Source organism: Flavobacterium sp. P3_A6, from assembly GCF_056403035.1.
In genome coordinates this window covers 248,987-262,444 of the sequence record NZ_JBFUGG010000002.1, presented here as the reverse complement: position 1 = coordinate 262,444, position 13,458 = coordinate 248,987, and the positions used below count along the sequence as shown (strand labels likewise).

At 31.8% G+C, this 13,458-nt stretch carries 11 protein-coding genes; 4 read left to right on the top strand and 7 right to left on the bottom strand.

Annotation, left to right across the window (positions count from 1 at the left end; translation table 11 throughout):
• Positions 1 to 129: 129 nt before the first annotated feature.
• The 3 genes from AC1DVP_RS03020 to AC1DVP_RS03010 are packed head-to-tail and all read left to right on the top strand — an operon-like array spanning position 130 to position 5,057.
• Positions 130 to 1,563 (top strand): hypothetical protein, encoded by a 1,434-nt coding sequence (locus tag AC1DVP_RS03020; RefSeq protein ID WP_477182072.1) that lies wholly within the window; start codon positions 130 to 132, stop codon positions 1,561 to 1,563.
• Positions 1,556 to 3,760 (top strand): peptidase domain-containing ABC transporter, encoded by a 2,205-nt coding sequence (locus AC1DVP_RS03015; protein WP_477182071.1) that lies wholly within the window; start codon positions 1,556 to 1,558, stop codon positions 3,758 to 3,760. The genes AC1DVP_RS03020 and AC1DVP_RS03015 overlap by 8 nt, the downstream gene beginning before the upstream one ends.
• On the top strand, positions 3,744 to 5,057 hold the full coding sequence (locus AC1DVP_RS03010) for a hypothetical protein (protein ID WP_477182070.1): 1,314 nt from the start codon (positions 3,744 to 3,746) through the stop codon (positions 5,055 to 5,057). The genes AC1DVP_RS03015 and AC1DVP_RS03010 overlap by 17 nt, the downstream gene beginning before the upstream one ends.
• Before the next feature lie 55 nt (positions 5,058 to 5,112).
• Here AC1DVP_RS03010 and AC1DVP_RS03005 read toward each other — a convergent pair whose 3' ends face one another.
• Positions 5,113 to 5,868 (bottom strand): UDP-2,3-diacylglucosamine diphosphatase, encoded by a 756-nt coding sequence (locus tag AC1DVP_RS03005; RefSeq protein ID WP_477182069.1) that lies wholly within the window; start codon positions 5,866 to 5,868, stop codon positions 5,113 to 5,115.
• Positions 5,869 to 5,883: 15 nt separating this feature from the next.
• Positions 5,884 to 6,336 (bottom strand): 6-pyruvoyl trahydropterin synthase family protein, encoded by a 453-nt coding sequence (locus AC1DVP_RS03000; RefSeq protein ID WP_100432908.1) that lies wholly within the window; start codon positions 6,334 to 6,336, stop codon positions 5,884 to 5,886.
• A 239-nt stretch (positions 6,337 to 6,575) separates the two neighbouring features.
• Between AC1DVP_RS03000 and AC1DVP_RS02995 the strand changes: the two genes are divergently transcribed.
• Positions 6,576 to 8,261: an Ig-like domain-containing domain gene (locus AC1DVP_RS02995; protein WP_477182068.1), complete on the top strand. Its 1,686-nt coding sequence runs from the start codon at positions 6,576 to 6,578 to the stop codon at positions 8,259 to 8,261.
• On the opposite strand, the gene AC1DVP_RS02990 is transcribed toward AC1DVP_RS02995, so the two are convergent.
• The 5 genes from AC1DVP_RS02990 to AC1DVP_RS02970 form a co-directional block, all read right to left on the bottom strand.
• Positions 8,253 to 9,017, bottom strand: coding sequence for an amidohydrolase (locus tag AC1DVP_RS02990; RefSeq protein ID WP_477182067.1), 765 nt, complete (start codon positions 9,015 to 9,017; stop codon positions 8,253 to 8,255). The two genes, AC1DVP_RS02995 and AC1DVP_RS02990, sit on opposite strands and share 9 nt — an antisense overlap.
• Before the next feature lie 129 nt (positions 9,018 to 9,146).
• Positions 9,147 to 9,908: a succinate dehydrogenase/fumarate reductase iron-sulfur subunit gene (locus tag AC1DVP_RS02985; protein ID WP_477182066.1), complete on the bottom strand. Its 762-nt coding sequence runs from the start codon at positions 9,906 to 9,908 to the stop codon at positions 9,147 to 9,149.
• Positions 9,909 to 9,949: 41 nt separating this feature from the next.
• Positions 9,950 to 10,282: a four helix bundle protein gene (locus tag AC1DVP_RS02980; RefSeq protein ID WP_477182159.1), complete on the bottom strand. Its 333-nt coding sequence runs from the start codon at positions 10,280 to 10,282 to the stop codon at positions 9,950 to 9,952.
• 71 nt (positions 10,283 to 10,353) lie between these two features.
• Positions 10,354 to 12,363, bottom strand: a complete 2,010-nt coding sequence (locus AC1DVP_RS02975) for a fumarate reductase/succinate dehydrogenase flavoprotein subunit (RefSeq protein WP_477182065.1) — start codon at positions 12,361 to 12,363, stop codon at positions 10,354 to 10,356.
• 107 nt (positions 12,364 to 12,470) lie between these two features.
• Positions 12,471 to 13,136, bottom strand: a complete 666-nt coding sequence (locus tag AC1DVP_RS02970; protein ID WP_477182064.1) for a succinate dehydrogenase cytochrome b subunit — start codon at positions 13,134 to 13,136, stop codon at positions 12,471 to 12,473.
• Positions 13,137 to 13,458: the final 322 nt, after the last annotated feature.

Below are 13,458 nucleotides of genomic sequence, written 5' to 3'. Positions count from 1 at the left end.
AAATATATACTTCGGAAAGAAAATTAATTAGATTAAACGATTTATAAAAAGAGAAAAGATATTTAAACAAAATTCTATCCGCTTGTAGTTGACTATTTTATAAAACTGGAGAGAAATGAAAATAAAATAATGAAGTACATATTAATAGATAATTTTCTAAATAATTATTTTCCTGACATTGAAGGGGGCATTTTATTTGGTAGTTATGTTGATAATCCGACTCAGGCAAATGATATTGATTTACTGTTGGTCAGTAATAAATTTTCATATGCATCAAAGGAATCTTTTTACTTTGAGGGTATTAAAATTAATACCATTAAGTTTAATATTACTGAAGTTTTCAGCATTTTGGCTAAACATTATCAACAAGGTGATTTTTACAGATTAGTATTGTCAAAGGGCATTGTAATAGTAGACAAAAACAAAGATTTACAATTTGTAAGAAACTATATAATCAGTTCTTATCCAAAACAAAAACAAGATGTTTTGGCTTTTAGCCTTAATGAAACACTTTACAATTTATCTGAGTACAAAGGATTTTTAAGCACCTCAATTTCACAAATTGAGTTTCATGTTATAATTGCAAAAATAGTTTCAATTTTAATGGATTATTTTCTTTTTTTAAATGGAATATATCATTTTAAATCAGAAAAAATAAAAAGCAGACATTTCAACATATATTTTCCTACTGAATCCAAAAAAATCTTGAAATTAATTTCAATAACACACAAAAACAATCAAAAAAAATGTCTTTTAGAATTAAACTCCTTTATTAATGAGTATCATATACCTCTGGAAAATAAATATTCTAATGATTTAATTTTTGATGATTATCTACAGCCTGATCTTATCTTATTTGTAGAAAACTTATTCAGTTTTCAAGAATTAAAAGAAATTATTGCAAAAATAAAAGCTGAGAATATTAAACTTCAATTCTATGTCTATCAAGTCGATGAGGATCATCAGGAAAAAAAAGGATGCTATATTGTTTTTGACAACAGAAAATTAGAATTTGAAACTGAAAAACAAAAATGGTTAGTTTTTTTCCAGAATATGTTTTCAAAACATCAATATAGTTTCCCGTATAACAACATTTTTTGCTATCCTGAAATAAAATTTATTGGAAAGAAAAATGAAAAAACAGTAAATCAATTTCTAACTAATTTTACGAATGCAATTAACAGCAATGATTCAACAAAAGAAGCTTTTTTAGGGAGTTTATTACCCCCTTATCTTTCAAAAATTAATGCAAAAATGGAAGATGTTTATAATTTTTATCTTGGAAAACTTAATTCGAAAACACATTCCTCAAATTATCTTACTCAGAAAAGAAAAGAAACCGAATACAAGTTTTTAGAAGCTAATTCAAAAAATGAAAAAACATTACTGACAATTTTAAAAAAAACTGAGACGATAGACTTGAACCTAAATTTTAAAACTATTCCTCATGAACAACCTATTTGGTTTCATATTCAAGTCATAGACAGATTACTAAGCATACTACTAAAAAATGATTTTGAAAAATTATTTTACATCTATTGTTTTAAAAAATTACATGAGTAGATTCCCAAATTACAGACAGTTAGATGGCAAAGATTGTGGTCCTACCTGTATTCAGATTATTGCTAAATTTTATGGAAAGTTTATTTCCTTACAAGAAATTAGAGAACTTTCTTCAATCTCCAAAGAAGGTTTATCATTATATGAACTTGGTTTAACATCAGAAAGATTAGGGTTAAAGTCACTGCCGGTAAAAGCGACATTATCAAATTTAGATAATAAAATACCATTTCCATGTATTGCACATTGGGGCAATAAACACTATATAGTCATTTATAAAACTACAGCAAAACACATTTATGTATCTGATCCTCTTTTAGGTTTAGTAAAATATACCAAAGAAGAATTTGAAAAACGATGGATTGGTGTGAACAATGAAAAATCAGGAAAAGGTATATTATTGTTATTGGAACCCACAGATCAATTTAACGATATTAAACCATCTTCAAATCCATCTAAAATTTACGCTTTTAATTATTTCATTAGTCATTTACAACCATACCGGAAGCAAACGATTCAGTTGCTTCTTACGATGTTAGTACTCACTTTAGTTCAAGCTATTTTACCATTCATTACTCAGTCTATTGTCGATACTGGGATAACAGCAAAAGATTACAATTTTATAGTTTTGCTTCTTATTGCAAATGTAGTATTAGTCATTAGTGTTAGTATAGGCAACTGGATAAGGCAATCCATAAACATCCATATTTCGTCAAGGATTAAAATATCTATTCTTTCAAACTACATTATAAAATTACTAAAACTCCCACTTGGGTATTTTGAAAACAAATTAGTTGGCGATATTTTTCAAAGGGCATTGGATTATGATCGAATGGAAAATTTTATTATGAATTCTGCTTTTAGCATTGTACTTGCCTTCTTTAACCTTACTATATTTGGAATAATACTATGCATATATCAGCCAATTTTACTTTTAGTTTTTCTTATAGGTGCAGTATTGTATATTACATGGACTTTGTTTTTTTGGAATGTTAGAAAAAAAATGGATTTTGAATTTTTTGCACTCAAAGCAAAAAATAACAGCCATTGGATAGAGCTTTTAACACATATAGAGGAAATTAAAAATAACAACTATGAACAAGGTAAAAGATGGTCTTGGGAAAAAGTTCAGGTAAAATTATATCATATCAATCTTAAAATTTTAAAAATCAACCAAATTGATTCCGTAGGAAGTAATCTAATTAGTACTTTATCCGACATTGCCTTAACTTTTTTAGCCGTTTATTTTGTTATTGAGGGTGAAATAACTCTTGGAATGATGATTGCTGTTCAATACATTTTGGGACAACTCAAAGGTCCACTTATGACGATAATTCAATTTATTTCCTCCTATCAAACTGCATATATTAGTTTTATCAGAATAAATGAATCCAGTAATATTCCAGATGAACAGTTAGAAGAAAATATTTACCATCGTTCATTACCTGAAAATAAATCTTTAGTCTTAAAAAATATTTATTTCAATTATAATAATTCACCTAAATACACTTTAAACAATATAAATTTATCAATACCCGAGGGAAAAATTACTGCAATTGTTGGAGCAAGCGGAAGCGGGAAAAGTACATTGTTAAAAATACTATCAAGATTATATAAGGCTACATCAGGGGACTATTTCATAGGAAGCGCAAATATGGCTTCTATTGATTTAGGGGTCTGGCGAGACAAATTAGGAGTTGTRAATCAAAATTCAGATGTATTTAAAGAAAGTATAAAGGATAATATTATTTTAGGAAATGAATACAATATAGATAAATTCTATGAGGTAATAAAAAGAGTTAATTTATTAGATGAAATTGAAAGTATGCCTGCTGGATTTAACACTTTAATGGGAGAAAATGGGAGAGGGCTAAGTGAAGGTCAAAAACAAAGAATAATGATTGCCAGAGCATTATACAAGAATCCTGATTATCTGTTTTTAGATGAGGCAACTAATTCACTGGATTCTATCAATGAAAGTATATTGATAAAAAATCTTAACGAAATTTTTGAAGGTAAAACAGTAATAATAGTGGCTCACCGATTGGGAACTATAAGAAATGCAGATAATATTGTAGTACTTGATAAAGGTAATATCGTAGAGATTGGTACTGAAAAAGATTTACTAGCAAGAAAAGGATTTTATTATAGATTAATACAAAACCAAATGATTCTGGAAGCAAATGAACAATCAAATTAAACATTCTGAAGAATTTACAGATACCATAAATCAATTTCCTAAATTCAATTCTATTTTATTTTATTCTCTCTTAGCGATAATATGTATTACAATATTTTTATTGTCAATTATTAAATCGCCAGAAATAATTATAGGAGAAGCAAAAGTTACAGCAGAAAATCCACCTATTGAAATAGTAGCTCAAAATTCAGGGCGAATAATAATGAAACAGTTTATTTCACATAAATATTTAAAAAAAGGTGATTTCTTAGCTGTGATTGAAAATTCAGCCAATGAAGAAGAAATTTCTAAACTCAAAATTGTCCTGAATAAATTTCAAAGTAATCTTTTCGATTTAAGAGAAGAAAATCTCAATTTTGCGATGGATTACAGATTGGGCGAAATAGAAGAATATTATCTCAATCTTTTAAATGTCCTTTATTCATTACAAAAAGCTAAAATGCCCAACGAATTTGATGCTAAAAAAACGGTCTTAATTCAGCAGTCTAGGAAATACCTTGAGATGCTGAGCCAGAGACAAAGTATTAAAAGAATTAAGAAAACTGATATCCTACTTTTAAAAAACAAAGTGGAGGAAGACTCTATTCTTTTTTCTAAAGGGCTAATAATAAAAACTGAATATGAACAAAGCAACCATAATTATTTACGGGAAAAAGAAAATTTGAAAAACTATGAAGCGAAAGATATTGAAAATAGTTTTAACATTAACGATAATAAACAAAATGAAAATTTATTAGACTATCAAAGAAATGCGAATATTTCTGATTTAGAAATGAAATTGATAAATTCATATCAGCAACTCCTACAAGCGATAAATCTTTGGGAATCAAAATATGTCCTTAAAGTACCACAAGATGGAGAGGTTGACATGATGCAATTTATCACTTCATATCAAACAATAAAACAAGGTGACCCCATTTTTAGTGTATTGCCAAGAGATAATAAAGTCTTAGGTCATTTAATAGTACCGCCCCATGGAGCAGGAAAAATTAAAAGAGGGCAATCTGTAATTATAAAATTGATTACCTATCCTTACCAAGAGTTTGGAAAACTTATTGGTAAAGTAAAATCAATATCTTTAATCCCTACACAAAATTATTATCTTATAATTGTTGATTTACCACAAGGTCTAAAAAGTGACAACAATCAAATGCTATCCTTTTCGAAAAATATGATTGGGACTGCAGAAATAGTTACAGCAAAAAGGAGTTTGCTTTCTAAATTATTTGACAAAATAATTTCTGCATTTGATGAAAAACCAAAAGAAAAGTCTGAAAAAGAAAATTCAAAAAAGTAATATCCTTAAAAAATGAATATGATTAAAAAAGTCATATGGTGAAAATGAATGAAATTTATTCAAATTTTTTCACTTCGAATGTTTCTCCGTCAAAAACTCCATAGGTAAAATAACTAATCCAATCGCCGAGATTGACATATTCTGAATTTTCTCCTACTGATTTAATCATTGGCAGATGACGGTGTCCAAATACAAAATAGTTATAATGCTTAGTTTCCAGTTTTCGCTTGGCATAAAGTATGAGCCACTCGTTTTCATCCCCTAGAAATTTGACATCAGCATCGCCAGAAATCAGTTTGTTTTTCACAGAAAGATATTGTGCCAATTTCATTCCAAGATCCGGATGAAGCCAACGGTACAGCCATTTTGAAAACGGATTAGTAAATACTTTTTTCATCCGTTTGTATCCTTTGTCACCAGGTCCTTTACCATCACCATGACCAATTAAAAAGGTTTTATCTCCAAAAGTAAATTCTTTGTTATCATGATAAACTGGAATATTCAACTCAGTTTCAAAATAATCAGCCATCCATAAATCATGGTTTCCCACAAAGAAATAAATAGGAATTCCGCTGTCGCGAATTTCGGCTAGTTTGCCTAAAACACGAACAAATCCTTTAGGAACAACAGTCTTATATTCGAACCAAAAATCAAATAAATCACCTAAAAGAAATATTGCTTCGGCATCGTCTTTTACTTCGTTTAGCCAAGCGACAAACTTTTGCTCTCTAGGAAAACTCAATTCGGGAGTTGGTGCACCAAAATGCTGATCGGAAGCGAAATAAATTTTTTTATTATTTGATAATTGCATGAACTCCATTATTAATTATTGATTATCACTTGCAAACCATTCAGCAAATGAAGATTCGGTTTCTTGCAATTTTAAAGAGAAAAGTTTAATGTTTTCGGGTAATCGGCGAATAATTCTTTGAGAAAAATCGACTACCATGTTTTCGCTTGTAGGCTGGTAATCAACTAAAATTACGTGATGATCACGAGATTTTAGTTCCTTTGCCAATTCAATATGAGGAGTTGTTTCATTGAAAACAGTAGCATGATCAAACTGATCGACAATCTCTTCTTTTACAATTTTTTTCAGATCTGAAAAATCAATGACCATGCCAAACTTTACATTATTGCGGTCGGTGATTGGTTTTCCAATAACAGTAACAGATAATTTATAACTGTGGCCATGCACATTTTTACACTTTCCATCGTAACCATACAAAGCGTGGCCTGTTTCAAAATTAAACTGCTTGGTAATTCTAATATTGCTCATTGAAGATCTATTTTGGGTGCAAATTTAATGAATTCACATGAGAAATGCCCATTAAAAAGCGGGTTTCGGTCTTCTAAAGCCCTAGCCCTGATGGAAGCGGCATCCTTTTTATAAAGCAATTTTTCTTTGCTTTATAAAAAGATATAGCGGACAGCAGGAAATAGCTCCTAATAATTGGCAAAATATTTCGATTACAGTAAATATAATTGTTATTTTGTAGAATCAAATTTTAGCTGATTATGTTCAAAAAACATTTTAAATATATTCCTTTTTTGCTTCTGATTTTTTTTATAAGCTGTGCCAAAAGGGGCTCCATTACAGGTGGTTTGAAAGACACTATTGCGCCTACATTAAAATCCAGTTATCCTGAAAATTATTCTGTTAAGTTTACTGGAAATAAAATCAAACTTACTTTTGACGAAAATATCAAGCTTAAAAATCTTAATAAGCAGCTGATTATTTCGCCTCCGATGAAGAATGAATTACTTGTCCTTCCTACAACGCCCACGAAAACATTGACCATTACCATAAATGATACTTTAGCGCCTGATACTACTTATAGCCTGAATTTTGGTCAAAGTATTGCCGATAATAATGAGGGAAATCCATATAATCAATTTAAATATGTGTTTTCAACTGGTGATTATATCGATTCATTAGCTCTTGGAGGAAGGGTAAAAGATGCGCATGAGAAAGAAGTAGCCTCATTTGTTTCGATTATGCTTTATGAAGCGAATGAAAAATTTAATGATTCTACGATTTATAAAGAAAATCCCCGTTACATTACCAATACATTGGATAGCTTGAAAACGTTTCGTTTGGAAAATTTAAAAGCCGGGAAATACTTTCTGGTTGCTATGAAAGATAATAACAGTAATAATAAATTCAATCCAAAATCGGATTTAATTGGCTTTAACAAACAAATTATTACCATACCTAATGACACCGTTTTTGAATTGGAATTGTTTAAAGAAACACTTCCTTTTAAAGCTAATAAGCCAAGCCAAGCTTCTGGAAACCGATTAATCGTAGGTTATGAAGGAAATCCCGGAAGGAATGGCGAATTGACCAAACTCACTTTGAAAAATCAAAATGAAATAATTCCTGCCATAATTACTAAAATGAGTAAAAAAGACTCTTTGCAGGTTTGGTATAAACCGCTGAAAACTGATTCGCTTTCACTAAATATTACAAAAGGCAAATACTCAAAAAATTATGCTATTAAAATTAAAAAACAGAAAAACGACACTTTAAGCATCAAAGCATTGCAAGCTGGGTCTTTGAATTTTAGAGACCGATTTACGCTAGAATCCAGCCTTCCTTTGGTGGGTTTTGATAAATCTAAAATGACGCTTATCAACAAAGATTCGGTTGCAGTTCCATTTACTACAGCATATGATGTGTTTACTCAGGAGTTATATATTGATTTTAAAATCGAAGAAGCGCAAAAATATAATTTCAAGATGATGCCTGGCGCTGTAACCGACTTTTTTGAAAAAAAGAATGACACTTTATCTTTTAAAACAGAGACTAGAAATTTTTCTGATTATGGGAGTATGATTCTCTCCTTAAAAAATGTGAACCGTTTTCCTGTTATTATTGAATTGACAAATGACAAAGGAGATATAGTAAAAGCCAGTGAATATACCGAAGGTAAAACAGAAATCGAATTTAATTTGCTTGAGCCAAGTGTATATGGCATTCGAGCCATTTATGATGACAATAAAAACAAGGAATGGGACACCGGAAATTATCTCGAAAAACGACAAACCGAAGAAGTCGTTTATTATTCTAAAGAAATAAACCTTCATGCTAATTTTGATATGCATGAAACCTTCGATTTAAGTATTCCTTATACTCCCGAACCGAAAAAGAAGAAGCCTAAAGAAAAAGACAAAGGCAAATCCAAAATGAGTTCATTTTAGAACAAATGAATCCCGATCCCTTAAAAAATTGAATTTTTTTCGAGCTGAAATTAGTTCCGCTTTATTCAATTCGACAATAAAAACACCTTTAGACTCCACAGGTTCCAGCATGTAATCTCCCAAGAAATTAATCGATTGGGAATGTCCATTGTGCTGAAATTTATTATCGTCTTCACCAATTCTATTAACTCCGACAACATAGCACATGTTTTCTATTGAACGCGCTTTCAGTAAAGCATCCCAAGCATTTATCCTGATTTTTGGCCAATTGGCAACATAAATCAACACATCATAATCTTCTGCATTTCGGGCAAAAACAGGGAAACGCAAATCATAACAAATCAAAGGGCAAATCTTCCAGCCTTTATATTCAATAATTAATTTTTTATTACCGGCAGTATAGATTTCGTCTTCCCCTGCCAGCGTAAACAAGTGTTTTTTGTCATAAAACTGAATTTCCCCCGAAGGAAAAACAAAAACCAGCCGGTTGTAGAAATTCCCATTCTCGGTAATAACTAGACTTCCTGTAATGGCTGTGTCTTTGGCTTTTGCCAAATGTATGAGCCAAGTTATTGTTTCGCCTTGCATCTTTTCTGCAACATTTTGTGGATTCATCGTAAATCCTGAAGTGAACATTTCGGGAAGTACAATCAAATCTACATTATCAGTAATGCCATTAATTTTTTTTTCGAAATGATTTCGGTTTTCTTTTGGGCTTTCCCATAATAAAGAGGATTGAATAAGTGCAATTTTCATTCTATAAAATTAGTGAAAATTGATACATTGATGACACGAAATTGATTTAACAGATTCAAATGTTTGGCTCAATAAAAAAACGCATCCAAATTAATGAATGCGTTTTTGATATAATAATTATTTGAAATACTATTTCAAACTTGCTGACAAATATTCTCTGTTCATACGAGCGATGTTCTCCAAAGAAATTCCTTTAGGACATTCTACCTCACAAGCTCCAGTATTGGTACAGTTACCAAAACCTTCTTCGTCCATTTGACGCACCATGTTCAAAACACGTGCTGTAGCTTCTACTCTACCTTGTGGTAATAATGCATATTGAGAAACTTTTGCTCCAACAAAAAGCATAGCAGAACCATTTTTACAAGTAGCCACACAAGCACCGCAACCGATACAAGCTGCTGCTTCAAAAGCTTTGTCAGCATCATCTTTAGGAACTGGAGTTGCATTGGCATCGATAGTATTTCCAGAAGTATTTACCGAAACGAAACCACCTGCTTGCTGAATTCTATCAAAAGAAGTTCTGTCTACAATCAAATCCTTAATTACAGGGAAAGCTGCAGAACGCCAAGGTTCGATAACGATTGTATCCCCGTCATTAAACATTCTCATGTGCAATTGACAAGTCGTGATTCCAGTATCTGGTCCGTGTGCACGTCCATTGATGTATAAAGAACACATTCCACAAATTCCTTCGCGGCAATCGTGGTCAAAAGCGATTGGTTCTTTTCTTTCGTTTACTAATTGTTCGTTCAATTGGTCTAACATTTCCAAAAATGAACTTGCCGTAGAAACATCATTCAATTTATATGTTTCCATTTTTCCTTTTTCTTTGGAGTTTTTTTGACGCCAAATCTGAAGGCTTATATTGATATTTTTTGCTGCACTCATGTTTTTTTATTTTTTGGTGATTAGCTGTTAGTTATTAGTGATTAGCATTCCAATTTTGCGGAAAAAGCATTTATCATTTTACTTTCTTCTTCTATTAAAAAATTTAATTTTTCAAAAGAGTTCCTGTCAGTAATAAAATCAAGTTCTTTCACAAAAAGTAATTGTGTCTCTAATTCATATAGAGAACCTCTCGAAATGTTTAAAAAATGATTCAATGATTTATCTCCATTTCTTCCATATCCTTCTGCAATATTTGAAGAAATTGAAACTGCTGCTCTTTTTACCTGACTTGTCAAAGCATATATTTCTTTGGATGGAAATTGTTTGGCTATTTTATAGGTTAAAATCACTATTTGAATCCCCTTTTGCCAAATTAATAAATCTTTGTATGAACTTTCCCATCTAAAATACTCTTTACTAATTACTATTCACTAGTTACTAATCACTATTTATAATTTCTAGCTGCTATTTTAATAAACTCGTAATTCAATTCTTCTTTGTGAAGCTCTTCATTTTTAATGTCGTATCCTTTGTATTCCCAAGCGCCAACAAATTTGAAGTTTTCGTCATCACGTAGAGTTTCCCCTTCAGCATCTTGGTATTCTTCACGGAAGTGACCTCCACAAGATTCTTTACGCTGCAATGCATCCATAGCCATTAATTGTCCTAATTCGATGAAATCGGCAACACGAAGTGCTTTTTCTAATTCGGGATTCAATTCATCTGAACTGCCAGGAACATAAACTTCTTTGAAGAATTCTTCTTTTAAAGCTGCAATTTCTTCAATAGCCTCTGTTAAACCTTTTTCATTACGACCCATACCCACTTTATTCCACATAATATGACCTAAACGTTTGTGGAAGTGATCCACTGTTTTTGATCCATTATTAGACAAGAATTTATTGATCGTATCTTTTACATTTTTCTCAGCTTCAACGAATTCAGGCAAATCTGTAGAGATTTTTCCAGTACGAATATCATCAGCCAAATAATCAGAAACTGTATAAGGCAATACAAAGTATCCATCAGCCAATCCCTGCATCAAAGCCGAAGCTCCCAAACGATTCGCTCCGTGGTCAGAGAAGTTGGCTTCTCCTGCAACGAAACAGCCTGGAATAGTAGATTGTAAGTTATAATCAACCCAAACACCACCCATTGTATAGTGAACCGCAGGATAAATTTTCATTGGAGTTTCATAAGGATTCTCATCAGTGATTTTTTGGTACATAGTAAACAAGTTACCGTATTTTTCCTCTAACCATTTCTTTCCTAATGTAAGAATTTCTTCTTGAGTAGGATTGTGATTTCCTTTTGCGTAAGCTGTTTGTCTTCCTTTAGATTGAACCTCTGTAGCAAAATCTAAGTAAACACCTTCGTTAGTGTCGTTAGCCTCAATTCCGTGACCAGCGTCACAAACTTCTTTTCCAGCTCTTGAAGCCACATCACGAGGAACTAAGTTACCAAATGCTGGATATTTTCTTTCTAAGTAGTAATCTCTATCTTCTTCAGCAATTTGTGTTGGTTTCAATTTACCTGCACGAATCGCTTCTGCATCTTCTTTTTTCTTTGGAACCCAAATACGTCCAGAGTTTCTTAACGACTCAGACATCAATGTCAATTTAGATTGATTGGTTCCGTGAACTGGAATACAAGTTGGGTGAATTTGTACATAACAAGGATTTGCGAACAAAGCTCCTTGTTTGTGAATTTTCCAGCCAGCAGTAACATTTGATCCCATTGCATTGGTAGAAAGGAAATAAACGTTTCCGTATCCTCCTGTCGCAATAATTACCGCGTGAGCAGAATGTCTTTCTATTTCTCCGGTAATCAAGTTACGGGCAATAATTCCGCGGGCTTTCCCATCAACTTTTACCAATTCCAACATTTCGTGGCGATTGTACATATCGATTTTTCCTAAACCGATTTGTCTTGATAAAGAAGAATAAGCTCCTAATAATAACTGTTGTCCTGTTTGTCCAGCAGCATAAAAAGTACGCTGTACTTGTGTTCCTCCAAAAGAACGGTTATCTAACATTCCTCCGTAGTCACGAGCAAAAGGAACTCCCTGAGCAACACATTGGTCGATGATGTTCCCAGAAACTTCAGCTAAACGGTGTACATTTGCTTCACGTGCTCTGTAATCTCCTCCTTTGATTGTATCATAAAACAAACGGAAAGTACTGTCTCCGTCATTTTGATAATTTTTTGCGGCATTAATTCCTCCTTGTGCCGCGATTGAGTGCGCACGACGCGGAGAATCTTGGTAACAAAATGCTTTAACATTATAACCCATTTCGGCAAAAGATGCAGCTGCCGAAGCACCTGCTAATCCTGTTCCTACAACGATAATATCTATTTTTGGTCGGTTATTTGGAGCGACTAACCTTAAGTGATCTTTATAATCAGTCCATTTTTGTGAAATGTGACCTTCTGGTATTTTAGAATCTAGTTTCATATATGTGAAATTTTGTTTGTCTTTGGTCATATATGTTATCGCCATTTATTAATCGGTGTCCGCTTTCGCAAAACTATTGCCGATGGCGATTTCATTATAGATCGATATTAATTATTAAAATGATGAAATAACGCAATGAAAATAAATCCAAAAGGAACTATAATTGCAAATGCATAACAGATTTTATGCAATGACTTCCCTATTTTGTTATCGAATCCTACAGATTGCAAAGAAGAAGTAAAACCATGCCAAAGGTGCAATGCCAATAAAACGAAAGCAACACTGTATAACCCTGTACGAACCGGGCTTTCAAATTTAGCCACTAATTCATGATAATATCTAGTTTCATCAATAACATTTGACTCCACATATTTGTAAACCATTTCGTGAACCCAGAAATCATAAAAATGTAATCCTAAAAAAGCCAACACAACCAGACCGGAAATAATCATATTTCTAGAAGCCCAAGATGAGTTTGCTGCACCGTCAAACTTTACGTAAGCAACAGGTCTTGCATTCCTGTTTTTCAACTCTAGAACGAATCCCATAACGAAGTGAAAAACTACTCCAGCAACCAAAACAGGCTGCATAACAAATTGTATTAAAGGGTTGTAACCCATAAAATGTGACATCGCATTAAATGAATCGGCACTAAAAACCGATACGAAATTAATAAAGAAGTGAAGCGATAGAAACATAATCAGAAAAAGTCCTGAAAGCGCCATAGCTACTTTTTTAGCTATAGACGACTTCAATATTGCAGATTTTGCCATAATGATATAAATATTATATTTTTTTAAAAAGTCGAACAAATTTAGGGTAATTGGGAAAGAATAACAACCAAATATGCAATTTTACTTCGCAATTTATAATCATTTTAAAGTACTTAAAAAATACTTATTAAATACGTACAAAAATACTTAGTTTAGTTCTTTTTATAACAAAATGCAATCGATTACATATATAAAATAATATAGTTTCTCAAATTAGATGATAAAAATCAGGTCTCAAATTAAAAATAAGCTTTAAAATTATTTTCCAAATTATATTTCATTGACAAAAGACAGAAAAACTAACAATCTAACAATACAAAAC